Consider the following 25626-nt stretch of genomic DNA (forward strand, 5'->3'; position numbering starts at 1 on the left):
GATGAAGCTCAGCAAAGAGCTGTTGAAAGGAAGCACCGGGACGATGATTTTGACGCTGCTTGAGCGGCGCACTATGTACGGGTACGAGCTGATCAAGGAGCTGGAGAAAAGCTCTGGCGGGATGTTTTCGCTGAAAGAAGGGACGCTGTATCCGATTCTGCACGGCATGGAGGCGGAGCGCTGGGTCGAGGCGTACTGGGAGGAGGCGCAAGGACGGCAGCGCAAATACTACCGCATCACCGAGGCTGGCAAGCGGCATCTGCAGGAAAAAACGGCGGAGTGGAAGCAGTTCCGCGATGCGGTCGATCTCGTCTTGGGGGAGGGAAAAGCATGATCCGCGAGCACGAGGATGTGCGGGATTACTTGAGCAGTGTCTGCTCGCAGATTCGGGCGAGGGAGTTGCATAAGGATATCCGGCGGGAGCTGGAAAGCCACTTGGAGGAGCTGGTGCTCGACAAGGAAGCGGAAGGCGCGAGCCGGGAGGAAGCGGTCGCTTGGGCGATCCGGCAGATGGGCGACCCGGTAACGGTCGGGCGGGAGCTGCACCGCATTCATAAGCCGCGGATGCACTGGGGCTTGCTGCTCGGGTTGATTGCATTTCTGGGGCTTGGCGTCTTTGTGATGTACAGCATCGAGTCCAGCTATGGGGCGATGAGTCCTTATGTATATGGCAATTTTTTCTCAACTAATAAATTGCGATTCATCGCACTGGGACTGCCGGTTTTACTGGTATTTTATTTTATGGACTACCGAAAGCTAAAGACTTGGTCGCTCCTCATGTATTGTCTTGCCGCCGCCAGCATGATTTACGTGCTTTTGTTTGGACAGCAGGTGAGCGGGGCGAAAAGTTATTTGTCAATTTGGAGATTTTCAATAGATGTGAAAACCGTCAGCTCTTATTTATTCATCGCCGCGGCGGCCGGCTTGCTCCTTGATTGGTGGAAGCAGAAGCGTTATTTTTGGCTGAAATCGATAGTTTCTTTTGTTCTCGTCCCGTTCGTGCTCTATGCCATGGTTCCTTCGGTATCGGCGATTCTATTTTATCTGGTAAGTTATGGGATCTTGTGCGGAGTCATTACCCGCAAATGGTGGCTTGCGCTGCTCCAAACGGGCGGACTTCTCCTGATGTGCGCAGCGGTGGTGATTACGATAAGTCATCGGTATATGAAATATCGTCTCGGTGCTTTTCTTGATCCGTTCGCAGACTCTTCGGGTGGGGGGTATATGTATATCCGGATGAGAGAGGCCCTGAGCAGCGCCGGCTGGTGGGGCCACGGATTCGGGGCGGTTAATCCGAAGCTGCAGTTTATTCATGAGGACTTTATCTTTACTTATCTCGTCTACAGCTTCGGCTGGGGCGTCGGTATCGCGGTCGCAGGCGCTGCCGTATATTTCGTGACTCGGATGCTCCATTCGATGGGTCAAGCCCGCGAGACATACGGCAAAATGCTGATTGTGGCCGCCGCTTCCATCATCGGGGCGCAATTCGGCTACTGCATCGGCATGTCGCTCGGCGTGCTGCCGATTACCTCGGTCACGTTTCCGTTCGTCAGCTATGGCGGTACGCATACGCTGATGGAAATGGCGATCGTCGGCCTCGTTCTCGGCATTTACCGGCGGAAGGATATGATTCGCCTCAGCAAGACATTCTGACGGCAAGATAGACGCCATCGATTCCCTGCGAGCGGGACGATGGCGTCTTTTGCATGTCCAAGCGGACGCGACCCGCCTGCCGAAGACGAAGAACGAGCGCTGTAAACAGCGCGAAACAAACAAGCAGCATCGTAAACGAAAGCCCGAGGGTCATTCCTTCGGTCACGTATAAGCTATATCAAAGTTAACTGCGTAATTATACCGGAATCAGAGCGGCTGCACATGCTGGTAGGTCACAAGCAGAGCGAACGTGAGCGTCAGACTTAAGAGCGCATACTTTAGTTGCTTCAGCGTGAAATTCATGAGCTTCCCTCCCTTTCCTAGCCTGTCTGCCTGAATCATAGCGGCAAGGAGAATAGTTAAGTAATTTAATTATCAGCTATTCATCATTCGATTGCAATTGAAGTAAATGGAAGAACAGGAGATGATAGATTTGTAGACGCTAGATTACTCGGGCTATTTAGGTCATTTGATTTCGGATGAAGTGTGGTCGGCGGATATGTATTTTCATAGGGTGCGGTCGTTGTCGACGGAGGAACGGATCGAAGCGCGGAACATGAGCTACAGAGACTTCCGGAGACTCAACGGTGTCATTATTGCGCGATATGGGCTACAGCGGAATCCGCATTCGATTCCCGAAGTGGCTATGGATGAAATCAGTGCGGAGTCCGTTGCGTCATTGCTTGGCTATCTCGACCAAGATTTCAATTTTGACGAAACGGCAATGCGCGAGCCGTTGGAGTTTCTGCGGCGTGACGAGGTTTTTCACTATATCGAAGCATCGATCGACCGTTGTACGGCCTTCCTGCTGGAGCACGTGATGGAACCTGAAATTGGCGAGCTTCGGCCTGCCGCTAGCCCGAGTCCCGCGGCAGGCTGTTCCGGCTGCGGAAAGCCGTCGGACTGATCCCGTAAAAGGCGGTAAACTGCTTGGAAAAATAATGAATCGAATCGTAGCCAAGGTTGTCCGAGATCGATGTGACCGACTGCCGGCTTTCCAGCAGCAAATTGGCCGCTTTTTTCATTTTCATCCGCAGCAGATACTCCTTCGGGGTCACGCCGGTTTCCTGCTTGAACAGCTTGTAAAAGTAGGACTTTTTTAGCCGGCATTTGCGGCACCAGTCCTCAAACGAATAACGGCGCTCCGGGTGCCGCTCCATCTCCTCCATAATTTGCAGGATGCGGTAATCGTTCGGCGCGGCGCTCTTGATGCTGTTGTACCAGCGAAGCAGAAATGCGCGCATCAGCGCCCCCGTAATCGATTGCGCATAATAAGGAGCGTCCTCCGATCTGACGATTTGCACGAACAGTTCAATCAGATGCGGATAGGGGCTCAGCGACGTTTTAGTCGGAAATTCATCGAGTCCGGGGCAAAATTCTTTTCGGGTCAGCATCGACCGGTCGGGCGGATCGGGATAAAAGGCGAAGCGCGGCTCCGGCATCGGATGCCGCTCCCATAAATCGCAGTAAATGTTATACGAGTCGAGCGGAAAGCCGGGCTTATGATGAAACGAATGCACCTGTCCCGGGCGGATGAAAATCAGGGTGCCTTTTTCCACGGAATACGTGACGTTATCCACGACGATATCTCCGCGGCCGTCCAAAAACAGGTGATAGGCGAACGTATAGCCGACTCTGGTTCCTTCATGCTCGCCCCCGTTATACGTATAGGGTGCCGCCGAACGCACATGCGGAGCGATTTCTGCCAAATCCTTCATCTTGGGTTCCTCCGGGCGTTAGGTTCTCGCGAATAGCGGAATTTTGTACAAATCGATGGAAGGCCTTTCAAATACATTTCCAACGTCCTAATGATACAATAACCCCGACAAAAGAAAAAGCGCAGGAGGCTGGAAGGCGATGCGCAGCAGCGTACTCACCTATACCAAGAAAGCGAGGTCGCCATACGATGCGATTCCGACAAGTACACTTAGATTTCCACACCTCTGAAATGATCCCGCATATCGGGCGGAAGTTCTCCAAGCCGCAGTTCCAAGAAATGCTCAAGCGGGGGCACGTCGACTCGATTACCGTCTTCGCAAAATGTCACCATGGCTGGGCATATTTTCCTTCCGAAACGAACGAGATTCACCCGCATCTGGATTTCGACCTGCTCGGCGCGCAGATCGAAGCGGCGCACGAGATCAGCGTGAAGATTCCGGTCTACTTGTCGGTCGGCTTCGACGAGAAGCTGGCGCGCGTCCATCCCGAATGGCTGATGCGGGACGAGAACGACCAGACAAACTGGGTGAAAGGGTTCATGACGCCGGGGTATCATCAGTTTTGCTTGAATTCGCCTTATCTTGATCTGATGATTCGCCAGGTGGAGGAGGTCGTTCGCAAGTACGATGCCGACGGCATCTTCCTCGACATCGTCGGCGTCCGCACCTGCTACTGCCATACGTGCGTGGCCACGCTGCGCGGGGAAGGAAAAGACCCCCGCGAGAAGCGGCACGTCGTTGAGCAGGGCGAGCGGATTTATGCGAATTATACGCAGCGGATTCGCGAAGCGATCCATGCGATCAAGCCGGGAATGCCGATTTTCCACAATGCAGGGCATATCTCACAGGGACGCCGGGACTTGGCGGCGATGAATACGCATCTGGAGCTGGAATCGCTGCCGACCGGCGGCTGGGGCTACGATCATTTCCCGCTATCGGCCCGCTACGCGCAGCCGCTCGGCATGGATTTCCTCGGCATGACCGGCAAGTTCCACACGTTCTGGGGCGAGTTCGGCGGCTACAAGCATCCGAATGCGCTGCGCTACGAAACGGCGCTCAGCTTGGCGAACGGGGCTCGCTGCTCCATCGGCGACCAAATGCATCCCGAAGGGCTGATGGACCCGGCCACCTACGAGCTGATCGGCCAAGCGTACGCCGAGGTTGAGCGGAAGGAAGCGTGGTGCGAGGACACGACGGCGATCGCGGATATCGGGCTGCTGTCCGTCGAATCGGTGGGCGTAGACAAAATGGGCGGCGCGATGTTCACGGGCAACTCCGACGCCGGGGCGGTACGGATGCTGCTCGAAGGCAAGTTTTTGTTCGATGTGATCGATCTGGACGCCGATTTTGAAAAATACAAGGTCATTATCCTGCCGGACTACGTACTGATTTCGGACCGGCTGCACGCGAAGCTGGAGCAATTTCTCCGGCAAGGCGGGAAGCTGCTCGCTTCGGGCAAGTCCGGCTTGGACGCGGAGGAGCGCGATTTCGCCATCGATTTCGGCGTGCGGCGGGTCGGCGAGAATCCGTTCAAGCCGGATTATTTCCGCCCGAAATTTCCGCTGCGGAGCCTTGGCGAAGCGTCGTTCGTCATGTACGCGGCGGGGCAGAAGATCGCTTTGGACGGCGGAACTGAGCTGGGACGGCGCGAAGATCCTTATTTTAACCGGGAAGTATTCACGTTCTCGTCGCACCAGCATACGCCCAGCTCGATGAATGACGGCGGCCCGGGAATGGTGGAAGGCGCCAGCGGCATTTACATCGCTTGGAACGTTTTTGAGGACTACGCAACAAAGGGCAGTCTGTTCCTGAAAGAAATGGTGCTCTACGCGCTGGACCGGCTGGTACCGGACAAGACGCTGACGACGAGCTTGCCCGCCCAGGGGATCGTTACGCTGCAGGAGCAGCGGGGCGAGCGCCGTCTCGTGAACCATCTGCTATACGCCGTGCCGGTCAAGCGCGGCGAAGGCGTCGAGATCATCGAGGACATCGTTTCGCTCTATCATATCGACGTGAAGCTGCGTTTGCCGGGACGACAAGTAAAGGGCGTCTATTTGGCGCCGCAAGGAACGCCGCTCGATTACAGACCGTCCGCCGAAGGCATCGAGTATACGCTGCCCGAGCTCGAATGCCACCAGATGGTCGTCATCGATCTGCAGGATTAAAATAACTTCAAGGTTTTACCAACTCGGAGGTGTTCCAATGCACCTCCGTTTTGTCCTATAATGAAACTCTGATTGCGCTTACTTCGGAAGAGGTGACGGGGCTTGCTGACAGCTATGAAAAACCGCGTATTGGACTATTATTACTCGCTTTCCGTCAATAAAAAGATCACGCTCTCGTTTATGACCGCCCTGTCCTTGCTGCTGATTTTGCTGTCCGTCTTTACGTACCGCGTATCGTCCGCGATTCTGATCGACAAAGCGGTGGAGAACACAGAGCAAAATTTGCGGCTGGTCTCGGAGAAGCTGGAGATCATCCTCGACAATTCGGAAAACTACTCCAAAATCGCGATTACGAACAGCAGCGTGCAGCGTTACCTGAGCGCTCCGCCCACCTCGGACCCGCTGGAAAATTACAGCCGTTCGGTTGAGGTTTCGAACGCCCTCGCCGATATCGTCGATTCCAAGACGTTCGTGGACGCTATGCTCATCTATGACCGCAGCGGCCACCTGTACGATTCCGGCGGGCTCAAGAACGTCCGGAACGTCAACGACGATTATGTCCGCGCATTCTTGGGTTCCGCTTATGGACCCGTATGGAAGGATACGGTCAAAAGCAACTACGAGAAGGAAGCCGCGGCGCACCCCGTCGTATCGCTCCTTCAAAAATTCAACACCGCCAAGGACGGGAGTCCCCTCGGCGTCATCCAACTATCCATCGACGAGCGGTACATTGCCGATCAATACGCTCATATCAATATTGGGCACAGCGGTGAAATCTTTATCGTCAACAAGCAGGGCACCATCGCTTCGCACAGCGACAAAAGCCGGCTCTACGCGTCCATCGGGCAGGAGCCTTATTATTCTTGGGTGATCGGGCATGAGGGCGGCCGGACGTTCAGCTTGAACGGCGAGGACAATCTGGTCGTGGCCCGCACTTATCCGCGCTTGAATTGGATTATTGTAGGCATCGTGCCGATTAAGGAAATTACCCGCGATAATCAGATTTTGACGGAAAAAACCTTTTATTTAAGCCTCATTTTCGTCGTTTCGGCCATCCTTCTGACCATTCTGATCGCCAGATCGATCACGAGGCCGCTGAACCAGATCAAAAAAACGGTCAAGAGCGTGCAGGAGGGCAACCTCGACGTCTGGCTCGAACTGAAGGAACGCGACGAGATCGGCGCTTTGGCCAGAGAATTTAACAAGATGGTCGTCCGCACCAAAACGCTCATGGAAAACATGGTGGAAGAGCAGAAGAAGAAAAAAGAGTACGAGCTCGCCGTCATGCAGTCGCAGATCAATCCGCACTTTTTGTACAACACGCTGGAGAGCATCTGCGCGCTTGCGGATTTAAAGCGGAACGCCGATATCGTGAACCTTGTGAACCAGCTGGCGCTGTTTTACCGGGGCGTGCTCAGCAAGGGCAGCCATATCATCTCTATGGAAGACGAAATCATCATTACGCAAACGTACTTGGAAATCTTGAAGGTGCGTTACGGCGACCGGATCGATGCCCGTTTCGAGATTGATGACAATGTGTACAAATACTCAACGATCAAGCTGCTGCTGCAGCCGATTGTGGAAAATTCGATCAATCACGGGCTCCGAAACAAGCGGGGAAGAGGGCTGATCCGCATCCAAGCACATGTCTTGGACGGCAAGGTACGGATCGAGGTGAGCGATAACGGCACAGGCATCGCGCCGCAGCGGCTGCGGCAAATTTTGAAGCCGGACCCCGGGCATTACCGGACGAAAAGCTTCGGGCTGATGAGCACCGACGAGCGGATCAAGCTTTATTTCGGTTCCGAATACGGGCTGGAGATCGACAGTGTGCCGGGGGAAGGAACGACCGTCCGCATTACGCTGCCGGCGATCGAGAACGGAGGGATACCGCATGATTCAAGCGATGATCGTCGATGACGAATATTTGATCCGGGAACGGCTGAAGGTCGGCGTCGACTGGCAGGAACTCGGCTTCGAGATCGCCGGAGAGGCCGAGAACGGGGAGGAGGCGCTGCTGCTGCTTGAGCATGCGCCGATCCGGCTGGCAATCGTCGATATTAACATGCCGATCGTGGACGGCCTGGCGTTCGCGAAGGCGGCGCAGCACCGTTTTCCCGAGCTTCGCATCATCATTCTCACCGGCTACGGGAGCTTCGACTATGCGAGAACAGCTTTGCAGGCAGGCGTATCCGACTATTTGCTGAAGCCGGTCAACATGGAGGAGCTAACGCAGGTGCTGACCGGGATGTCGGCCAAGATTCGGGAGGACATGGCGCGGCATTCGCAGCAGGAGGATTTCAGGCAGAGCGTCCGGGAAAGCAATACGATTTTGCGCCGGACGTTCATTCAAGGCTTGCTGGACGGCACCGGAACCGCCCGACCCGAGCAGAGCCCGGACAAATGGCGGCAGTTTTGCCCGAATCTGCGGGACGATGCTTTGCTTGTCATGGTGTTCTCGATTGACAAATCTTCGGGAGGCGGGAAGGAGCAGCCGCCCTGGAAGCGGTTCGCGGTGTTCAATATCGTCGGCGAGCTGTTCGGCGGACTTCGGCCGTGCGAGCTGACGCTGGATGACGACGACAGAACGGTGCTGCTGGTGCACCCGAACGCCGATCCTGCCGGCGGCAGCCGGGAGAAGGAGTGGCTGGAGCGGCGGGGCGCGGAAGCCGTCGAAGCGGTTCGCCGGTTTTTGAAGTTTAGCGTAACCGTCGGCATCGGCAATATGGCGCAGGAAGGTCCCGGCGGCATTCCGCAGTCGTATAAGGAGGCGGTACTGGCCTGCAAGCATCGCACCGTTCTCGGCGGCGATCGGGTTATCATGTTCGACCGCCTGCCCAAACCAGCGCTAAAAGCCGACCTGTCCTTTATCCGGGAGACGCTGATGGTCCAATTGAGGCTGGGCAAGAAGGCGGCGGTGGAGCACGAGCTGCGCCAATGGCTGGAGGGCATCGTCAGGCAGAAGCTGTCTTTGGATACGTTGTACATGACCGTTTACGAGCTTGTGGCCACGCTGAACCTGTATGCCGCCGAGAGCAAGCTGGATATGACGTTTTATGGAGGCGATACGTTCAATCCGGTGCGGCTGGTTGACGAACTGGAGCGGATGCAGGAGATCGCGGACTGGGCCGCGGCGCTGTTCGGCCGGGTGCTGGAGCAGACGCACAGCTTGAAGCAGTCGACGCCAGCCAAGCTGGTGGATAAGGCTAAGCAGTTCATCGACGGGCAGTATGCCGACCCGGACCTCGATTTGAACGCGATTGCCAAAAGCATTTTTATTCATCCGAGCTATTTGAGCCGCATTTTCAAGACCGAGACCGGTTATTCCGTCGTGGAATACATGACGAGGCGGCGGTTGAACAAGGCCAAGGAAATGATGGAGAACGGATGCAAAAATTTGCTGTTCGTCTCCGAATCCATCGGTTACAAAGACCCCCATTACTTCAGCAAATGCTTTAAAAAGCATTTCAGCGTCCCGCCTTCCCGGTTTACCGGGAGCGATTCCCGCGAATGACTTTTCCGAGACGGCCCCGTTGCGCCGCTGTGCGAACGGTGCGGTCTTTTTTTGCATGGAAAGTTCACAAAATGTTAAAAATATTCCCGGTGGCGTAAAGATATTGCATTCATGCGGCGAGCCGCGCCCCTTATAATGACACTATGTCGAACAGACAACAGCAAAAAGATAACAAACGTAAACGGGGAGGTTGCTTAACACATGAAAAAAAGAGCGCTTACATTAGGGCTGGCATCGCTGTTTGCCGCTTCAAGCCTGCTGGCAGGCTGCGGCTCGAATGACGCCGCCCAAGGCAATGCCGGTTCCAAGGGTGACAGCAAAAGCGGCGACAAAGTCAGCATCCGCATCTTGACACGTATTTCCGGTACCGATCCGAAGTCTGTGGCGTTCCAGAACCTGCTCAAGCAATTTATGGAGAAAAACCCGGATATTACGGTAGTCGACGAATCGTTGAACGACGAGGCGGCATTCAACAACAAATTCAAAACGGCCGTCGCGACAGGCAGCGTCCCGGAAATTTGGATGAACTATGGCGGGGTCGCATTTAAAGATTACGCGAAAAACATCGCGATGGACCTCGATCCCGTCCTGAAAGAAGACAAAGCGTGGGCCGACGCGTTCCTGCCGCTGTTCGACACATGGAAATACAAAGACCTGCTGGGAACGTACGGCGTGCCGAACGAGTTCTACAGCGTCGCGATCTACTATAACAAAGAGCTGTTCCAAAAAGTCGGCGCAGAGCCGCCGAAAACGGTCGAGGAATTCGAGGCGGTCGCTGACAAATTCAAAGCGATCGATGTCGTGCCGATGGCGATGGCCGACAAAGACAACTTCCGCGGAGGCCACCTGCTGACGAATCTGGCGCTGAAAAAATACGGCTTCCAGAAAACGGAAGACCTGATGGGCGGCAAAGCAAAGTGGAACGATCCGGACATGGTTTCCTTGCTGCAAACGATGAAAAATTGGCAGGATAAAGGCATTTTCGGCAAAAACATGGTCACGACCGACGGCAACGCGATTTCGAGCATGTTCCTCGGCGGCAAGAGCGCGATGATGTTTGAAGGCGTCTGGGCGATTTCCTCTATCGCAGCTTCTCCGATCGCCGACAAAATCGGGGTCATTCCATTCCCGGGCTACAAAGACAAACCGGAATTCAAGGACAACTGGTTCGGCGGAGCGGGCGGTTACTCCGTTTCCAAGGAAGTCACAGGCGCGAAAAAAGACGCTACGATCAAGCTGCTGAAGTTCCTGACCTCCGTCGATGCGTTCAAGTATTTTCTCAAGGAAACAAAGGGCGGCGTTTACCCGGTCAAAATGGATTCGAGCTCGGCTCCGGTCGATCCAGTCACCGCAGAGTACGTCAAGGCGCAAAGCACCGCCAAAGACTTCAAAGGCGAGATTGAGGAGTACAGCCCGATCATGCAGCTGCAGGATAAGGTGCGCAACGAAGTCCAAGGCATGTTCGCCGGCAACCCTCCGCAAAAAACGGCGGATACGATTCAAAGCTTTGTCGATTCGAACAAGAAGTAGGTGGGTGGAAAACCAGCTTCGCGTTTTGAATTAATTCTCCGTTATAGACCGGTGGGGTATATCCCTCCAGCCGCTCTTGAACCCCGCGAAAGTTTGATTAAACAGTAGAGGTATTTTCGCGGGGTTCAAAGGCGGACGGTTCACTCTTCCGGGATATACCCCACCTTCTATTTATTGGAGAATTGTTGAATCACAAAAGCAAGTTTTCCTACAGAAAACTTGAAGGAGGGGAACAACATGGTCGGCCGAAAGCCTTATTTTATCGCAGCCGTTTTTTTGCTGCCGGCGCTCTTGCTATATACGCTGGCGTTTATCGTGCCGATCTTTCAGACGGCTTACATGTCCTTTTTTAGCTGGAACGGCATCAAGAACGTCGCCTTGGAATATGTCGGGCTGCAAAACTACAGCGCCATGTTTCAAAAGCCTGAATTTTACCGTTCGCTCAAAAATATCGGCGTGTTTATCTTGGCTTCGTTCTTGCTCATATTGCCGGTCGCATTTGCGCTGGCGCATATCGTCACCAGCAAGATGAAGGGAAGACGTTTTTTCAAGATCGCCTTCTTTATGCCTTCCGTGCTTCCGCTCACAGCCGTCGGCTTGATGTGGCAGTTTTTGCTCAAAGGGGAGGGCGGCCTCGTCAACATGGTGCTCTCGGCGATCGGCGCAAGCTCGCTGACCCACGATTGGCTCGGCGAACCGGCCATTGCCATCTACGTTGTTGTGGTGGTCAACGCCTGGATTTACTGCGGGCTGAACATGATCATATTTGCCAGCGGGATGGTGGCAATTCCGGAGCAATTGTACGAGGCGGCAGCCATGGACGGAGCGGTCGGGTTCAAACGGCTCTGGTACATTACTGTGCCGATGATGAAGGAAACGCTGAAAATTTTCTCGATTCTGGCCGTTACGCAGTCGCTTCGCGTGTTCGGACAAATTTTCGTCATGACCGGCGGAGGACCGAACGGCGCTACGGATGTGCCTACCACGCTGCTCTATTACGAGTCTTTTAAATACAACAACTTCGGGATGGGCAACGCCATCGGGACCTTCATTATCGTAGCGGCGCTCTTATCCACGGTCATACTCAACAAGCTGATGAACACGAAGACGATGAAATAAAGGCAGGTGAAATGGAACATGACGCTTCGCTCGTATAAAATTCCGGCATATTTGTTTTCTACGCTTTGCGCGGTTATTTTTATGTATCCGTTGTTTTTTTCGGTGATTTCTTCGCTCAAGGACAATCTGGAAATATACAATAACGTCTTCTCGCTGCCCGAGGTATGGCGCTGGAGCAACTACAAGCTTGCTTTTGTCACCGCACATATTGATAAAGCCGTATGGAACTCCTTCATTTATGCGATCGCAGGCACGCTTCTGACCTTGGTCTTGGGAACCATGGCGTCGTTTATCCTGACCCGGATCTCGCTGAGGTGGAACGGCGCTTTATATATTTATTTCATCATGGGGCTGATGATCCCCGTCTATTCTCTCGTCATTCCGATTTCCCGGATGATCGGCTCGTTCAACGGCTTTAACAACTATTTCGTCATGATCGTGCTGTACGCAACGTTTCAACTGCCGCTTACGATATTTTTGATTACCGGATTTATGAAAGGAATTAACAAGGAAATCGACGAATCGGCGGTCATGGACGGCTGCGGTCCGGCGACGCTGCTGTTTCGGATTTTGACTCCGCTGTCCATGCCGGCCATTTCGACGGCGGGAATCTTGGCCTTTTTCGATATTTACAACGATTTGATTTGGAACGTCATTATGGTCAATGACCGGAGCATGTTCAACATTTCGATGGCGCTGATGTCCTTCGTGGGAGAACGGGGCAGCTCGCAGATGGGCCCGACGTTCGCGGGCATCATTCTCACGATCATTCCGACCATTGCCATCTATTTGCTGTTTCAGGAAAAGGTGGAGTCCGGCCTGAGCGCGGGAGCCGTGAAGGAGTAAAAGAAACGCGTGTAGACTGGCTTTCTTGGGAAGAAGCTCCGGCATGATCGGCTGAAAGCCCGGCAGAAGGGCTTTCAGCGCCTTGTGTTTTTAAAATGACCCTACTGTATGTTTGAAAAATTCCGCAGCAGCGCGTTTTGCCCCCTGATTTGGACCGGCATCAACCGCCTTTCTCCCGTTTCCGGGTTTAAAATCCATCTTTTCGCATCCTTGAAGGTTCCCGATTTCGGCGCGGAAATAAAGGAAATTTCGTTGCGTTCCAGCGCAATCAGGTTCACGTTATTGTGATGCTCGGCAGACGGCGGGAAAATCGTTTTGACCTGCGCGCTCGCCAGATCCATATACTCAATCGCTCCGCCCTCCCCGTTGGCCCCGGTGTAGCTGATGAAAGCAACATGCCTGCCGTCCGACGTCCAGACGGCATTCCCGATGGCCGAACGGTCGGAAGGGGAATAGATCATTTTATTTTGACCGCTCGTCAGGTCGTAAACCCACAGGCTTGAGGCCAGCCATAACGGAACATTTTCTCCCTTGGCATAATTGCGGTTCAATGTGGCGCTGTACACGATCCGATTCCCGTCGGGGGAAAGGACCGGTGCGGCAAACTCGACCATCAAATACCCTCCGGCGTCGTCGAGCGGAACCGGCTTCCCTCCGTACATTTTGACGATTTGATCCAGTTCGTCTTGGGTCATAAAAAACCTCATCCGTTCTTCCCCGTTCTCTTCTTCCGCTCGCTTGACCAGCCGAATTCCGCCCTTGACCAAGGTCTCGACTTTTCCGCTGCCCGTATCCAACACACCGATCTCCTGGTCGACATAAGTGGTTTGGTCGCTTTTCACAAACAAGATCCTCCGGTGATCGGGAAACCACGAGATCGTCTTGATTTCGTTCATCGCAGGGAGGTCGTCGAAAAATATGTGTTGCTTGGCGCTTGTCAGGGACTGAACAACCAGATACCTGACCGTCTGCTGCTCGTTCCATTGGGTGTAGGCGGCTTTTGTCCCGTTTGGGCAGATCACCCCGAAATTGTCCGGAGTCACGTTCGGCAGCTTTAAAATCGTCTTGCTCTCAACCGGCTCCGGACGATAAGCGACAAGCAGGCTCCCCGTTCCGTCGGCCGTAATGCCCGCAAGCCAGCCTTTATAGGCTTGAGTGCCTTTCAGACCCTGGTAGCTTGTGATCAGCAGGTGCACAACCCACGAAAGACCGACAATAAGGATTAAAATTAACGCGATGATATGGAAGCGGTTTACTATTTGCTTAGACCCCATAATTCCACCCCAGCTTGAAAATAATCGTAAACAATTCGGAAAAAAAAGACGCCCCTGTTCCATACTTTTAAAACCTAAATAATTCAATAAATAACTATATTTTCCTTACTATATCAAGGCTACAGGATGAGACTCCTATTTTCAATAGCTTCTGAATAAAATGGTAACTTCGAACTAACCTGGTTCAAAAAAATAGCTCATACCGTCGCAGTTTGTCGAGAGGACAAGAGGAGGGAACGCTTGGGAGAGAAAGATGCCATGCTCGATTTTTGCGCGTCTGCATAGGAAAAAGCCGTCCGGCTTGTGCCGCACGGCTGTGATGAATAGAATGAAGCGCCTTTACTTGGAAAATCCTGCGACGATATCCGCCGCTGCCCGTACGAGCTCGGGATCGACCGTGTCCTGCGCACGGTTCCCGCGGCGCACGCCGGTGCCCATATGTACCTCTTGTACGCCGGTATCCCGAATAAACGAGGCCAGCGATTGGAGGTTAAGTCCGCTGCCTGCGAGAATGGCGATCGGACGCGACAACTCGGCGGCCTGCAACCGGAGAATCTCGTCCCGGGCGTCCAGCACGCTCGGCTTGCCGCCGGACGTCAGCACACGGTGGATTTGCGGATACTGGGCGAGCACGTGCAGCGTGCCTCCCAGATCGTCTGTCTCGTCAATCGCCCGGTGAAAGGTGACCGACAATTCGCCGACCTCGGCCAGCAGCTTCTCGAGCAGCTCCGTATCCACCTTGCGTTCTGGCGTCAAGCAGCCGGTTACGATTCCGGCGGCGCCGAGACGCCGCACCGTCCGAATATCCGTCAGCATCGTTTCGAGGTCCCATTCGTCGTAACAGAACGAATTGCTGTGCGGGCGAATCATGACATTGACGGGAATGCTGACCGAAGCGACAACCTGTTCGATGAGTCCATAGCTTGGAGTTACGCCGCCTTCGCAGATGCCGGAAATGAGCTCGATTCGTCCCGCTCCGTTTTTTTCGGCAATAATTGCATCGGTCACGCTCGTGGCAATGACTTCCAAGATCATGTTGACAAGCTCCTTTTATATATAAATTTGGAAAATATGCGAATTGGAAAAACAAGCGCGCATTAATCGGAACCATCGCGGGCTTTCATTCGCCTGAGCTCTCTCAGAGAATAGAAGGTGCCCCTCCAATAAATCCCGCCCTGCCGTAGGGTCAGCCAGACCGAGCGGGTGACGATATAACATAACAGAACGACGGTCAGCGGCATCAGCAGCGCCTCGAAGCCGCCTTCTCCGGTGATCGAGCGGATCAGCAGAAAATAGACGGCGAGCATCAGCACGACCGACAGAGCGAATCCCCAGGCCGCAGGGCCAGACAGAAGCAGCATGCCTGCCCATGGAAACAAGAACAGCGCAAGCTGGCCGAGCACGCCGAGAGCTGCGACGCTTAAGCGGTAGCCGAAGCCGGAGAACAGATTTTTCTCCAGACCGCGAATCGCTTCGCCGAGGCTTGTGTACCATTCGACGGCAATATGCTCCGTGCCGGAGGCGAGCCGCTGCCGGAGCCGGGCTTCCTTGACCCTCCGGCCGAGCTGGAGATCATCGTCCGGCCGCAGTGCAATGGCCCGGTGCGTGCCGATCCGTTCGTACGCCTGTCTTGTGATCAGATTGAAGGCTCCGATCCCCATCCCGTGACGATGCTGGAAATCATCGTTCCCCCGCCACGGACGGACGTAGAGACTGAGCGTAAAAAAGAAAAATTGCACGAACGTGCGAAGCCATAAGCCGCGGACAAGCATCCGGGGGGCCAGCGTCACATGATCCGCCTGCTGCTCCTGCAGGAAGCGGACCGCATCCTCCACCGTTCCCGGCTCGAACTGCACGTCGGCGTCCGTGAACAGCAAATATTTGCCCCGCGCCTGCAAATAGCCTTGATACAGTGCATGATTTTTTCCGAGCCAGCCGGATGGCAGCGACGTTATGTGAATGACCCGCAGCGGCACCGCGATGCCGGCCCGTCCCTCGGACCACCGCCGCAGCTCGTCCAGCTTGCGGCCGGTCGTATCCTGCGAGCGATCGTTCACGGCGATGATTTCGAGCCGGGGGTACGTTTGCCCGAGCAGATGCTTCACCGTTTCGACGATGGACGATTCCTCTTCTTTCGCCGCGATAATAATCGAGACGAGCGGCGCTTCGGATTCTTTGCCGTCCTGAGGAGCCTTGCCTGTCCTTCCTCCCGCTTGTCCCGGCTCCGGTCGGGGAAGCTTCAGCATCCACTGCCGCGCCCGCAGCGTGTCCCACAGCATGAACAGCCAGTAGGCAAGCGCCGCCAGCGCCCATATGTCCATGACCCCCATCGGGTTGATCCCTGCCTTCCGCCGCTTCTGAGCTGTACTTGTACTCACCTTGCTTTGTTCGAATTATAGCACGTCTCGCGCTGTAGGAACAAATGTTGAAAGCGGTATTCCTATGCAGTATGCTACTATATAAAACCAACGGAAAGGGGAAACGCAATGACGAATGAGGAGGCGCAGCCGTTATTCCGCAAGAAGCTGAAGGCTGCCGAGCTGCCCGATTTTTTGCGTATGATTCGAACGCGCGGCCTGACGGCGGAAGACTTGGTGTTTCTGTGCATCGGCACCGACCGCTCGACGGGCGACGCCCTCGGACCGCTGGCCGGCACGATGCTGCAGGAAGCGGGGTATCCGCATGTGATCGGTACGCTTGCCCATCCGTTCGATGCAAGCAACATGCGGGAGCGGCTGAATGAAATTCCGCAGGGAAAAACCGTGATTGCGATCGACGCTTGTCTCGGCCAGGCCGCCTCTTTAGCCTGGTACCAAGTGTCCAACCGTCCGCTGGAGCCGGGCAAGTCGGTCGGCAAGCAGCTTCCGCACGTCGGCGACTATTCGATTGCCGGGATCGTCAATGTGGATGCCGGGCAAAAATACGCAATCCTGCAAAGCACCTCTTTATTTCGCGTGATGAGCATGGCTAGAGAAGTCGTCTCGGCCATCCGCAGCGTATTCCCGCCGGAGGAAGCGGCTTGTCCGCAGATCAGGGAAGAAGCATGAAATAGAGCGGCCGTCCGCAGGGGCAGCGAACCATGCCGCCGGATGCCGTCCCTCAGCAACAGAGCCGCCGCTCCAGTTCTTGGAGCAGCGGCTCTGTTGCTGTCTTTGCGCGCAATCGTATGAGGCTATGCCGTTGCTTTCAATCCGACGATGCCGCCGACGATGCACAGCAGGAAGAGAACCCGCAGCAGATCGCGCGGCTCGCCCAGAAAAATCATTCCCACGATCACCGTACCGATCGCGCCGATACCGGTCCATATCGCGTAAGCCGTTCCGAGCGGCAGCGTCTTGAGCGCTTGAGAGAGAAAATAAAAGCTTATAATCATCCCGACGATCGTCACCACGCTCGGCCAAAACCGAGTCCAGCCTTGTGCATATTTTAAACCGAGCGCCCATACGACCTCCATAACCCCTGCAATAGCCAAATAAACCCATGCCATGATAAATCGCTCCCTTCTAGGATGTTCTGTCTTCCGCAATGCCTTTCCAATAGATTGACCAAACGGCTTTCAGCCGATGCTCCCAGTCGTCGGGCCGGTAATAGAACTGCTGCAGGAATGAACCGTCCAGCAGGCAGTAGAACGAGGCGGTCAAATCCTCGGAACGCTCGCGGCGCAGTACGCCCGAAGCCATGCCCTCCTCAAAACACTTCCGCAGCAGCTCGGTAAGCTGCTCCTCCGATGCGGCAAACCGCTCGCGCAGCACTTCCTGCAGCGCATTCGGCGGGAACAGCATCGTCCGTTTAAGAAAGGTCGCGTATTCCTCGCTAAGCAAGTAGGTACGGCACACGTCGAGCAGAATCGTCTGCAGCTTTTGCTCCGCGTCGAGCCCGGTCAGTTTATCGGTCAATTGCCGGACACGGGAGGCGTGCTCGGCCAGACAATCGTCGTATACGGCCAGGAACAACTCCTCCTTGCTCTTGAAATGCGCGTAGAGCGAAGGCGTCTTGATCCCAACCTCCTTGGCGATTTCCGATAGCGGCACCGCGTCGTAGCTGTTCTGCGAGAAGAGCCGCAGCGCGGAGGCTTTGATTTTGTGAACTGTCATAAAAGCACCTTCCTAACTAACGATAATTAGGTTGAGTTCATTATAGACCAACTTTCCTTCCGGATCAACCTTCTTCATTCAAAAAAATTACACATATCCCGGTTCGTCCGCATATATAATGGGTATTACCCTTTTAAGGTTCAACGGAAAGGAGCGTGCGCGTGATAGAAGTAAGACATATCAATCTGTGCGATCCGGACGGCCGGGTATACTGCTGTCTGCGGAATAGAGTCGTGAAGCTGGATGAAAAACAAAAACAAGCTTTTTGCAGCGGCTGCCGCATGTATGCGGGAGAAGCGGGCGGGAAAGGCGTCGAATGCGTATGGGAGGACCTTCGCCCGGTGAGCGATCCGCATGTGGTCCGCGATCCGTACGCAGAGCTGACCAGCAATCAAAAGAAGCAAATTTGGCCGACGGATCATCTGTCAACCTGCATGGTCTTTGGCGGATGAGAAAAAGAGGGATTTGGCAAGAAAATGTCGAATGCTATGCAGAGAGGTCGCAGGCCTGTTTTCTTCAGGCGTAACGACCTCCCTGCGGCGTTTATAGCATGTCCCAGATTTGCTTGCCGATCAATATGGCGGTAATTCCGATAAACAGCGGCTTTACGTATTTGGAGCCATGGCGGATGGCAACCTGAGAGCCGACGATCGAGCCGGCGATCATGGACAAGCCCATCGGCAAACCGTAGCCGAGATGCACCGACTTTAGCCAGAAAAACGACGCTAAGGAAGCGATATTGCTGGCAAAATTGAGCACCTTGGCATTGGCCGAAGCGCCTACGAAATCAAATCCCAGCATCAGAAACAGAAAAAGCAGGAACGAGCCGGTGCCGGGACCGAAAAATCCGTCGTAAAAGCCCAAGGCGAACGCGCAAACTGCCGTCGCAAGCCCGCTGGCGAACGTAAACCGGACCTTCTGTCCCGAACCGTCCCAGTTTTTTTTCAGCAGCGTATAGATGAGAATGACGATCAGAAGACCGACCACCATCGGCTTCAAAAACGTGGACGGCACCAGATGAATCGTATACGTGCCGATAGCCGATCCGATGAAGGACAATGGAAACAGGAGCAGCACCAGCTTGCCGTTAATTTTGCCGGAAAATAAAAAGGAGGCGGTGCTGGTTAACGAGGATAGCGTTCCCCCCAGCTTGTTTGTTCCGAGCACCATATTGGTCGGAAGTCCGGTGAACATCAGCGCGGGAACGGCGATGAGTCCTCCTCCTCCGACGACGGAGTCGATGAAGGCGGCGGCGAACCCGACAATAACGAGAAACAGGATCATATCGAATGAGGGCAGTTCCAAGTGCAATTTCTCCTTACGACGTCAAGTTATATACTGGCGGGCCGAAACGAATGCATTTTAAAAGTATAAAAAAAAATACGGGTTTGTACAATGTCAAATTGTTGGGGATATTACTTGGGAGAGGAGAGGGTCCATGATTCGTTTCATGCGGCCCCGGACGGTGAAGCAGCGTTTTCGTCTGTGGATTGCGCTGGCCATTCTCATGCTCGGGCTTTCGATCAACATCGCCTTATATATATTGTATCAGCAGGAAACTCAGGCGGAGGCGCTGCGTAATTTATCGGACAATCTGAGTCTGCAGACGTTGTTCATCGACCGGTGGGTGCAGGAGCGAACGCTGGATATGCGTCTGCTTACCGAGGAAGACGCTGTCAGAACGCTGAACAAGCCCTTGATGGAGGAAATCTTCCGCGATTTCACCGTATTGCAGAAAGATTTCTCTTCGCTATCCTATGTGAACGCAGACGGTGTTACGGAAGTGGATACCTATTCGGCTACCGGCCTCCAGGTCAACGAGCGCGATTCTTATTGGGCTGCGAAACAGGGAAAATCGTCGATGTCGGATGTCATCATCAGGCAAGCTTCCGGCGAAACGGTCATTATTTTCTCGACACCTACCTATGACAAAGAGGGACAATGGAGCGGGCTGCTGCTCGGCTCGGTCAAGCTGGAGACGATTCAGCGTGTGGTGGGTTCCCTGAAGTCCGGGGAGACGGGGGATTTTTATCTCCTCGACTGGGTCGGCGTGCCGATGACGAAGCCGCGCTTTATCGACGACGTACGCCAGAACCCGCGGCCGATCTCAACGGACATTACACGCCGGGCAGCGGTGCAGTCGGTCTCGAAGGAGGCGTATGCCAATTACAATGGAGACATCGTATTCGGTTCGTATCAGTGGATAGCCGGCCACCGCTGGCTGCTGATAGGCGAAGTGAGCAAGAAGGAACTGAATGCGAATTTGTACGGACTGATGCTCGTTTTCATCGCCATAACGTTGGTTACGCTGATGCTAAGCTTCAGCGGTATCGTTATTCTTACGCGGCGGATCGAACGTCCGCTCGAATTTTTGCTGCAGGGCACCCGCATCATCAAGGAAGGGCAATACGGATACCATATCGACCCGGCCGTCTTCAAGGATGCCCCCGCTGAGCTTCAGGAGCTGTGCGATAATTACAACCTGATGAGCCGTAAGCTGAAAACGACAGTCAAGCTGCTCGAAGAGTCGGCTATGATCGATCCGCTCACCGAACTGTACAACCGCCGGTATATGATGCAGAACGGCAACCATCGGCTGCTTCTGGCCTTGGAAGCGGGGTATCCGTGCTCGTTGCTGTTAATCGACATTGATTATTTCAAGCAGGTCAACGACAGCCACGGGCATTTGGTCGGAGACCGGGTACTGCGACATGTGGCGGGTGTGCTGCAGAGGCAGACGGGAGGCGACGAATTAGCCGCTCGATACGGCGGAGAGGAATTTATGGTGCTTGCGCTGCGCTTGGGCGCCGTGCAGGCCAGAGCCTTGGCGGAGACGATCTGCCGGGCCGTAGCCGCGGAGCCCTACGAAGAGGACGGCGTATGCATTGCGCTGACGGTTAGCATCGGCGGCGCAGCGTGTACAGGATTAGTCGAAGGGGCGGTCGCGAGACCGCTGCTGGAGCACATGATCGAAGAAGGGGACAAAGCGCTATACCGGGCCAAGCAGTTCGGCCGCAACCGGGTTGAATGGGAAACCGGTCCGCGGGAAGACGGCTGATCGGCCACCGCTGCGTTCAGGAGCGGGACCTGCCTTTTCACCTCCGGGCGAAAGCCTGCATATACTGGGGTCATCCGCCTTGAAGGCGCTTAAGGAGGCAGGGACGCAGTGGAATGGGAGGAATATGAACGGGCAAGGCGGGAGCGTATCGTGACCCGCCGTTTGGCGAAGCCCAGACTTGACGTGAAGTACCCGCAGGTCATGGGACTTCAAAACCGGCTCGTCCAGCGGATCGTTAATCATTCGATTCTGGACGCCATCTACAAGCTGATCCGTAAACAGGACTACGTGCAGGACCAGACCAGAACGGTATCGGGCAGCTATAAGATCAAGCTGCATAAAAACGGCCTGCTCAGCTTGCTGTACGACGTTTACGGATACTCTCAGGGAGCGGCGCACGGCCTCACCTACCGGAGCTCGCAGACGTTTAATTTGCGGGAAGGAATGGAATATCAATTAAAGGACTTGTTCAAGCCGGGAAGCGATTATGTCCGCCGGCTGTCGGCCATAATCCGCCGCAGGTTTAAGGAGCAGGATATTCCGATGCTCGCGGAATTCCGTTCGATCCGTCCCGATCAAGATTTTTATTTGACAGACCGCGCTATCGGCATCTACTTTCAACTTTACGAATATACGCCGTATGTCTACGGTTTTCCGACCTTTGAAATCCCTTTTACGGAAGTCGCGGACATTCTCGATCCGAACGGTCCGGTCGCTTTGCTGGCTTACCGTTGAACGGTTTTTAGGTCGCCGGCGCCGCTGCCGAGGGGTCGCCGGTTTTGTTGCTTTAATTCGATAACCTTAGGAAGGCGAGGTAAAACTATGGTCAAGCAAGCCATCGTCGCAGGGAGCACAGGTCTTGTCGGGCGCGAGCTGGTATGCTTGCTTCTGGAGCACCCCGCTTACGACCGGGTGGTTGCGTTGGTACGGACCGACTCGGGAATCCGGCATCCGAAGCTCGAACAGCGCGTCATTTCTTTCGACCGTCTAGCCGACGAGGCGGCTGGCGGCTTTAAGGGCGCCGACGTGTTCTGTGCCATCGGAACAACGATGAAGAAAGCGAAGACGCAGGAGCAGTTTCGCAAGGTCGATTACGGCTATCCGCTGGAACTCGGCCGACTGGCGTCCGCTTCGGGCGCCGCGCAATTTCTCATCGTTACGGCCATCGGAGCGGACAAGCAGTCGGCCTTTTTTTACAGCCGGGTCAAAGGCGAAGCCGAAGAGGGGCTCCGAGCGCTCGGGCTGCCGTCGCTGCATATTTTCCGTCCTTCGCTGCTGCTTGGCGAGCGGGAAGAGGTCCGCTTCGGGGAGCGCATGGCTGCGCTTCTGTCCCGAGCCGCGGGTTTTGCCATGCGCGGGCCGCTGCGGCCGTACAAGCCGATCGCTGCGCAAACGGTGGCCAAGGGCATGCTTGAAGCGGCGCTCCGCGGTACCCCGGGGACCCATGTGTACCCGTCGGACCGGATCGAAGCGCTGGCTTCCGGTTATACATGAGAAAAGGCCGCGGATGGCGGCCTGAAAAGGACTACTGACCCGGCAGCTTCTTGGGCTTGCTACCGAACCACTTCACGTATAACGCTTCGTACGTTCCGTCTTTGCCGAGAGCTTCGATTGCACCGTTGATTCTCCCGAGATGCTTGTTTTGCTTTTTCGTGACAATGGCGTAGCTTTCTTTGTTAAGCACGTCCCCGACCATCTTCACTTTGCCTTCCCCGACGTTTTGCAGGAAGTGGTGGACATTACGCTCGTCGAAAATGACCGCGTCCAGCTTTTTATTTTTCAAATCGGTGTAAGCATCCGAGATATCGGGATAGCCCCGGACTTCTTTGGTGCCTTGGATTCCCCCGGCATAAATATAAGAGGTCGAGCCGTTTTTGGTTCCGATGACTTTCCCGGTCAGATCGTCCTTGCTCTTAATATCCTCATTGTCCGAAGCGGTAAGCAGGACCAGCCCGGTCTGAAAATACGGATCGGAAAACGCAAAGTTGTCCTTGCGAGCTTTGTTGACGGTCATCCCCGCGATCGCCATGTCCACTTGGCCGGATTTAACGGCTTTGCTCAGCTCCCCTTGCGTCATCGGAACAAGCTCGTATGGCAAGTTCGCTTTTTGCGCGATCGCTTTCCACAGGTCCACTTCGAACCCCTTGTTCTCTCCGTTCTCCGTATACGTGAACGGGCGGAAATTGCTTTCTATGCCGACTTTGACCGGTTTTCCCCCGCCGCATCCCGCGATCAGGAGCGTCAAGAGGACGACCAGCAGTCCGATTCCCGGTCCGCTGCGAATTGCGACATCCATTCCCTTCGTACCTCCTTTTCAGGTAAACAAAGGTATTGTTTGTCTTCCGAGGGACGGTTATGCAATTCGGGGGTCGTCGGATAAAAAAAGAGGGCCCCCTTGCTTGGTGTCAGCCCCCGAACGAGTCCCGGAACGCTTTGGCCAAAGCGTCCGATTCCACTTCCCACAAAGCGGCCACTTCGCCGCAGACGTTCTCGTCGAACCAATCCGCCAGCACCTTGCGATTGTCCGCGTGTTCCGCGATATAAGGCAGGTTCAACAGCACCTTTTTGTAATACAGCTTCTCCGCCTGCTCTACCGCTGGCTGAGGGACGTAACATCCCAGCTTTTTGCGGGCGCGGTACAGCTCCCGGCTGCAGGTGCGGCGAATTTGCCGGGCGGACGGGTATGGCCGGCTGTGCTTCATTTGGTTTGCTGGATTCATCGATAGCGGCATCTCCTTCCTGCCATTATGCTATGCGGAAGAAGAGCGGGCGGGTACTGCGGAAGGCGGTTTTTGAAAAAGGGGTGGGGGCTTATTCGTCGATGACCAGATAGCCGACCATCGGCCCGTTGTGCGCCATGTCGGGATGGGTCAGACAGAGGATCCGATACACGCCCGCTTTGGAGGCGCGGAAGGAAACGACGGTTTCTTTTCCTTTCTTCACCTCGCCTTTAAGGTTAAGGCCTTCGATGATAAAAGGATGGCTGGCGCCGTTGACGCCATAGATGCTGAGCCGGATGAGCTCGCCTTTCTTTATATAGATCGTTCCCGGGTCCCAGCGGTAAGCTTCGATCGTTTTGCCGTCCGATGTCGTCGACTTGAACTCGCCGGTCACGAGCTGGATCGTCCGTTCGGGTCCAGAAGGGCTCATTGCGGCCCGAATCGTTTCGCGTTCCCAGAAGAGCAGCGCGGCACCGGCCAACAGTACGGCGGCGGCTCCGATTTTCAATCCCTTCAGTCCCTTTTGGCTCAGCACATATACCTTGGTCATCGGCATCCCCTTCGGTTTCGGATCGTTTGTACGAGTATATTCGGGTGCTTGTCTGAACATGCTGGATATCGGTTTCAAACCGGGAAGTGCCGGGTAAAGAAAGATCGCCCTCCCGGCTGTCGGCCGAATAGAAGGCGATCCTTTTTGTGTTGGCAGCTGCGGCACTTCGTTATTTATGCAGCGCAGTGGCTTGGGGCTTGCCTTTAACCAGCGTACCCGCGACGTAGATAGCCAGAAAAAGAAGCATCGCAAGCGCCGACAACAGATACATCGTGGAATAGCTTGTCCCCGAAGCGATGCCGCCCAGCAGCAGGGAACCGACCGCAATCCCGAGGTCGATCGAGTTGTAGAACGTTCCGTTCGCCGTACCGCGCATTTCCGGGCTTACCTGCTTCACGGTCCAGGCTTGCAGCGAAGGTTGCAAAACGCCATAGCCGATGCCGTAGCATAACGCCGAGGCGAGAAGTCCGGTCATGCTGGATGTATATGACAGCAGTACGAGTCCGACGGCTACCATGAGCGCGCCGAGGGGCAGGACGGCGATATGGCCTTTTTTATCAAAAATTTTGCCTGCGACCGGGCGAACGAGCAGCACCGCCCCGGCATTGCATAGAAAGAACCACCCGACGTTTCCGATATGCGCTTCTTTGCCGAACAAGACAAGGTAGCTGATCAAACCCCCGTACGTAATCGAGAGCAGCATGTTCAGAAAACAGGGCAGCGCCACCCGTTTGTAGGTGCCGCGTGTATCCCGGGCAGCGGTAGGGGAAGGGGCGGTTGCCTGCTTAGGGACGGACAGGGTGCTGCGGATCAGCAGCGACAGCGGGATGATCAGGATCGCAAGCAGCGACGAGACGAGGATCAGCGTGCCGAACCCGTAGCTGCCGAGCAGCCACAACCCGATGAGCGGAGCGGCCGACATCGACAGGCTCGTCGACAGGCCGAAGTACCCCATCCCTTCACCCATCCGCCGGATCGGAATCATATCGGACACCATCGTGCCGAACGCTGTGCTGGACACGCCGAATCCGATGCCGTACAAGATGCGGATGAGCAGAAATAAAGCCAGCGTTCCTGCGGCATAATAGCTCGCTGTTGCCAGCATATAGACGGTAAGACCGAGCAGCAGGATAAGCGCGGTCCGCCCGCGTTTAAGCCAGGCGCCGGCAAAGAACCGGGTGACGATGGCCGCTAAAGCGAACACACTGATGACCAGACTGACAGTCCACTGGCCCGCCCCGAAACGTTCGATAACATAGGCGGGCAGCGCCGGAGTGATCATCTGCAGATTCAAATACAAAAATAAATTGCTGATTGTAAGCAGGACGAAGTCCCGAGTCCATAATTTCGAAGCGGGTATGTCGTGTTGTTCTTTCATGAAAGCG

The 25626-nt window shown here is 55.0% G+C and carries 25 protein-coding genes; 14 read left to right on the top strand and 11 right to left on the bottom strand.

The features are described from left to right. Nucleotide 1 precedes the first annotated feature (1 nt). The 3 genes from BLO51_RS07360 (at nt 2) to BLO51_RS07370 (ending at nt 2560) form a co-directional block, all read left to right on the top strand. Nucleotides 2-334 carry a PadR family transcriptional regulator gene (locus BLO51_RS07360; protein ID WP_090669097.1) on the top strand — a complete coding sequence of 111 codons (333 nt, stop codon included), beginning with the start codon at nt 2-4 and terminating at the stop codon, nt 332-334. Next, a complete protein-coding gene (locus tag BLO51_RS07365; RefSeq protein ID WP_090669100.1) occupies nt 331-1653 on the top strand; it encodes an FtsW/RodA/SpoVE family cell cycle protein in 1323 nt (440 codons plus the stop codon). Before BLO51_RS07360 ends, BLO51_RS07365 begins: the two co-directional genes overlap by 4 nt. Nucleotides 1654-2152: 499 nt before the next feature. Next, nucleotides 2153-2560, top strand: coding sequence for a hypothetical protein (locus tag BLO51_RS07370; RefSeq protein WP_143006835.1), 408 nt, complete (start codon nt 2153-2155; stop codon nt 2558-2560). Here the strand turns inward: BLO51_RS07370 and BLO51_RS07375 are convergent. Further along, nucleotides 2508-3371 carry a helix-turn-helix domain-containing protein gene (locus tag BLO51_RS07375; protein WP_090669106.1) on the bottom strand — a complete coding sequence of 288 codons (864 nt, stop codon included), beginning with the start codon at nt 3369-3371 and terminating at the stop codon, nt 2508-2510. The genes BLO51_RS07370 and BLO51_RS07375 overlap by 53 nt on opposite strands. A gap of 188 nt (nt 3372-3559) precedes the next feature. On the opposite strand from BLO51_RS07375, the gene BLO51_RS07380 reads away from it, so the two are divergent. From BLO51_RS07380 to BLO51_RS07405, 6 genes are all read left to right on the top strand, one after another. Further along, nucleotides 3560-5536, top strand: a complete 1977-nt coding sequence (locus tag BLO51_RS07380; RefSeq protein WP_090669110.1) for an alpha-amylase family protein — start codon at nt 3560-3562, stop codon at nt 5534-5536. 114 nt (nt 5537-5650) lie between these two features. Then, nucleotides 5651-7456, top strand: a complete 1806-nt coding sequence (locus BLO51_RS07385) for a sensor histidine kinase (RefSeq protein ID WP_090669225.1) — start codon at nt 5651-5653, stop codon at nt 7454-7456. Further along, nucleotides 7431-9050, top strand: coding sequence for a response regulator (locus BLO51_RS07390; protein WP_090669113.1), 1620 nt, complete (start codon nt 7431-7433; stop codon nt 9048-9050). Before BLO51_RS07385 ends, BLO51_RS07390 begins: the two co-directional genes overlap by 26 nt. Before the next feature lie 201 nt (nt 9051-9251). After that, nucleotides 9252-10580: an ABC transporter substrate-binding protein gene (locus BLO51_RS07395; protein ID WP_090669116.1), complete on the top strand. Its 1329-nt coding sequence runs from the start codon at nt 9252-9254 to the stop codon at nt 10578-10580. Nucleotides 10581-10817: 237 nt separating this feature from the next. Then, nucleotides 10818-11699, top strand: a complete 882-nt coding sequence (locus BLO51_RS07400) for a carbohydrate ABC transporter permease (protein ID WP_090669118.1) — start codon at nt 10818-10820, stop codon at nt 11697-11699. 18 nt (nt 11700-11717) lie between these two features. Next, on the top strand, nt 11718-12545 hold the full coding sequence (locus BLO51_RS07405; RefSeq protein ID WP_090669121.1) for a carbohydrate ABC transporter permease: 828 nt from the start codon (nt 11718-11720) through the stop codon (nt 12543-12545). A 101-nt stretch (nt 12546-12646) separates the two neighbouring features. On the opposite strand, the gene BLO51_RS07410 is transcribed toward BLO51_RS07405, so the two are convergent. From BLO51_RS07410 to BLO51_RS07420, 3 genes are all read right to left on the bottom strand, one after another. After that, nucleotides 12647-13819: a TolB family protein gene (locus BLO51_RS07410; protein WP_090669125.1), complete on the bottom strand. Its 1173-nt coding sequence runs from the start codon at nt 13817-13819 to the stop codon at nt 12647-12649. Nucleotides 13820-14158: 339 nt separating this feature from the next. Further along, nucleotides 14159-14854, bottom strand: coding sequence for a copper homeostasis protein CutC (locus BLO51_RS07415; RefSeq protein WP_090669129.1), 696 nt, complete (start codon nt 14852-14854; stop codon nt 14159-14161). A gap of 62 nt (nt 14855-14916) precedes the next feature. Beyond that, nucleotides 14917-16149, bottom strand: a complete 1233-nt coding sequence (locus BLO51_RS07420) for a glycosyltransferase family 2 protein (protein WP_090669131.1) — start codon at nt 16147-16149, stop codon at nt 14917-14919. 156 nt (nt 16150-16305) lie between these two features. Here BLO51_RS07420 and yyaC point away from each other — a divergent pair, with 156 nt between their 5' ends. Further along, nucleotides 16306-16866 (top strand): spore protease YyaC, encoded by a 561-nt coding sequence (gene yyaC, locus BLO51_RS07425; RefSeq protein ID WP_090669134.1) that lies wholly within the window; start codon nt 16306-16308, stop codon nt 16864-16866. A 125-nt stretch (nt 16867-16991) separates the two neighbouring features. On the opposite strand, the gene BLO51_RS07430 is transcribed toward yyaC, so the two are convergent. Both BLO51_RS07430 and BLO51_RS07435 read right to left on the bottom strand, forming a co-directional pair. Continuing rightward, the gene (locus tag BLO51_RS07430) at nt 16992-17306 is read right to left on the bottom strand and encodes a DMT family transporter (protein ID WP_090669137.1); all 315 of its coding nucleotides are present in this window, start codon (nt 17304-17306) and stop codon (nt 16992-16994) included. 16 nt (nt 17307-17322) lie between these two features. Further along, nucleotides 17323-17913, bottom strand: a complete 591-nt coding sequence (locus BLO51_RS07435) for a TetR/AcrR family transcriptional regulator (RefSeq protein ID WP_090669140.1) — start codon at nt 17911-17913, stop codon at nt 17323-17325. A gap of 161 nt (nt 17914-18074) precedes the next feature. Here BLO51_RS07435 and BLO51_RS07440 point away from each other — a divergent pair, with 161 nt between their 5' ends. Continuing rightward, nucleotides 18075-18365 carry a hypothetical protein gene (locus tag BLO51_RS07440; RefSeq protein WP_090669143.1) on the top strand — a complete coding sequence of 97 codons (291 nt, stop codon included), beginning with the start codon at nt 18075-18077 and terminating at the stop codon, nt 18363-18365. A 91-nt stretch (nt 18366-18456) separates the two neighbouring features. Here BLO51_RS07440 and BLO51_RS07445 read toward each other — a convergent pair whose 3' ends face one another. After that, nucleotides 18457-19218, bottom strand: a complete 762-nt coding sequence (locus BLO51_RS07445) for a sulfite exporter TauE/SafE family protein (RefSeq protein WP_090669147.1) — start codon at nt 19216-19218, stop codon at nt 18457-18459. 133 nt (nt 19219-19351) lie between these two features. On the opposite strand from BLO51_RS07445, the gene BLO51_RS07450 reads away from it, so the two are divergent. From BLO51_RS07450 to BLO51_RS07460, 3 genes are all read left to right on the top strand, one after another. Continuing rightward, nucleotides 19352-20971, top strand: a complete 1620-nt coding sequence (locus tag BLO51_RS07450; protein ID WP_090669151.1) for a sensor domain-containing diguanylate cyclase — start codon at nt 19352-19354, stop codon at nt 20969-20971. 108 nt (nt 20972-21079) lie between these two features. Next, nucleotides 21080-21706, top strand: coding sequence for a DUF3298 and DUF4163 domain-containing protein (locus tag BLO51_RS07455; protein ID WP_090669155.1), 627 nt, complete (start codon nt 21080-21082; stop codon nt 21704-21706). 87 nt (nt 21707-21793) lie between these two features. Beyond that, the gene (locus BLO51_RS07460; RefSeq protein WP_090669159.1) at nt 21794-22465 is read left to right on the top strand and encodes an oxidoreductase; all 672 of its coding nucleotides are present in this window, start codon (nt 21794-21796) and stop codon (nt 22463-22465) included. Between the two features lie 31 nt (nt 22466-22496). Here the strand turns inward: BLO51_RS07460 and BLO51_RS07465 are convergent, their stop codons facing one another. The 4 genes from BLO51_RS07465 to BLO51_RS07480 form a co-directional block, all read right to left on the bottom strand. Beyond that, on the bottom strand, nt 22497-23267 hold the full coding sequence (locus BLO51_RS07465) for a substrate-binding periplasmic protein (RefSeq protein WP_090669162.1): 771 nt from the start codon (nt 23265-23267) through the stop codon (nt 22497-22499). 109 nt (nt 23268-23376) lie between these two features. Further along, nucleotides 23377-23691 carry a dehydrogenase gene (locus BLO51_RS07470; protein ID WP_090669165.1) on the bottom strand — a complete coding sequence of 105 codons (315 nt, stop codon included), beginning with the start codon at nt 23689-23691 and terminating at the stop codon, nt 23377-23379. A gap of 91 nt (nt 23692-23782) precedes the next feature. Next, nucleotides 23783-24241 (bottom strand): cupredoxin domain-containing protein, encoded by a 459-nt coding sequence (locus BLO51_RS07475; protein WP_090669167.1) that lies wholly within the window; start codon nt 24239-24241, stop codon nt 23783-23785. 169 nt (nt 24242-24410) lie between these two features. Beyond that, nucleotides 24411-25619 carry an MFS transporter gene (locus BLO51_RS07480; RefSeq protein WP_090669170.1) on the bottom strand — a complete coding sequence of 403 codons (1209 nt, stop codon included), beginning with the start codon at nt 25617-25619 and terminating at the stop codon, nt 24411-24413. Between the last annotated feature and the right edge of the window lie 7 nt (nt 25620-25626).

The sequence above is a fragment of the Paenibacillus tianmuensis genome (assembly GCF_900100345.1).
Lineage (GTDB): Bacteria > Bacillota > Bacilli > Paenibacillales > NBRC-103111 > Paenibacillus_G > Paenibacillus_G tianmuensis.

What these genes read in the sequence shown, in the direction of transcription:
- BLO51_RS07360 (WP_090669097.1), top strand. Translation starts at nt 2, where the DNA reads ATGAAGCTCAGCAAAGAGCTGTTGAAAGGAAGCACCGGGACGATGATT.
- BLO51_RS07365 (WP_090669100.1), top strand. Translation starts at nt 331, where the DNA reads ATGATCCGCGAGCACGAGGATGTGCGGGATTACTTGAGCAGTGTCTGC.
- BLO51_RS07370 (WP_143006835.1), top strand. Translation starts at nt 2,153, where the DNA reads ATGTATTTTCATAGGGTGCGGTCGTTGTCGACGGAGGAACGGATCGAA.
- BLO51_RS07375 (WP_090669106.1), bottom strand. Translation starts at nt 3,371, where the DNA reads ATGAAGGATTTGGCAGAAATCGCTCCGCATGTGCGTTCGGCGGCACCC.
- BLO51_RS07380 (WP_090669110.1), top strand. Translation starts at nt 3,560, where the DNA reads ATGCGATTCCGACAAGTACACTTAGATTTCCACACCTCTGAAATGATC.
- BLO51_RS07385 (WP_090669225.1), top strand. Translation starts at nt 5,651, where the DNA reads ATGAAAAACCGCGTATTGGACTATTATTACTCGCTTTCCGTCAATAAA.
- BLO51_RS07390 (WP_090669113.1), top strand. Translation starts at nt 7,431, where the DNA reads ATGATTCAAGCGATGATCGTCGATGACGAATATTTGATCCGGGAACGG.
- BLO51_RS07395 (WP_090669116.1), top strand. Translation starts at nt 9,252, where the DNA reads ATGAAAAAAAGAGCGCTTACATTAGGGCTGGCATCGCTGTTTGCCGCT.
- BLO51_RS07400 (WP_090669118.1), top strand. Translation starts at nt 10,818, where the DNA reads ATGGTCGGCCGAAAGCCTTATTTTATCGCAGCCGTTTTTTTGCTGCCG.
- BLO51_RS07405 (WP_090669121.1), top strand. Translation starts at nt 11,718, where the DNA reads ATGACGCTTCGCTCGTATAAAATTCCGGCATATTTGTTTTCTACGCTT.
- BLO51_RS07410 (WP_090669125.1), bottom strand. Translation starts at nt 13,819, where the DNA reads ATGGGGTCTAAGCAAATAGTAAACCGCTTCCATATCATCGCGTTAATT.
- BLO51_RS07415 (WP_090669129.1), bottom strand. Translation starts at nt 14,854, where the DNA reads ATGATCTTGGAAGTCATTGCCACGAGCGTGACCGATGCAATTATTGCC.
- BLO51_RS07420 (WP_090669131.1), bottom strand. Translation starts at nt 16,149, where the DNA reads ATGGGGGTCATGGACATATGGGCGCTGGCGGCGCTTGCCTACTGGCTG.
- yyaC (WP_090669134.1), top strand. Translation starts at nt 16,306, where the DNA reads ATGACGAATGAGGAGGCGCAGCCGTTATTCCGCAAGAAGCTGAAGGCT.
- BLO51_RS07430 (WP_090669137.1), bottom strand. Translation starts at nt 17,306, where the DNA reads ATGGCATGGGTTTATTTGGCTATTGCAGGGGTTATGGAGGTCGTATGG.
- BLO51_RS07435 (WP_090669140.1), bottom strand. Translation starts at nt 17,913, where the DNA reads ATGACAGTTCACAAAATCAAAGCCTCCGCGCTGCGGCTCTTCTCGCAG.
- BLO51_RS07450 (WP_090669151.1), top strand. Translation starts at nt 19,352, where the DNA reads ATGATTCGTTTCATGCGGCCCCGGACGGTGAAGCAGCGTTTTCGTCTG.
- BLO51_RS07460 (WP_090669159.1), top strand. Translation starts at nt 21,794, where the DNA reads ATGGTCAAGCAAGCCATCGTCGCAGGGAGCACAGGTCTTGTCGGGCGC.
- BLO51_RS07465 (WP_090669162.1), bottom strand. Translation starts at nt 23,267, where the DNA reads ATGGATGTCGCAATTCGCAGCGGACCGGGAATCGGACTGCTGGTCGTC.
- BLO51_RS07470 (WP_090669165.1), bottom strand. Translation starts at nt 23,691, where the DNA reads ATGAATCCAGCAAACCAAATGAAGCACAGCCGGCCATACCCGTCCGCC.
- BLO51_RS07475 (WP_090669167.1), bottom strand. Translation starts at nt 24,241, where the DNA reads ATGACCAAGGTATATGTGCTGAGCCAAAAGGGACTGAAGGGATTGAAA.
- BLO51_RS07480 (WP_090669170.1), bottom strand. Translation starts at nt 25,619, where the DNA reads ATGAAAGAACAACACGACATACCCGCTTCGAAATTATGGACTCGGGAC.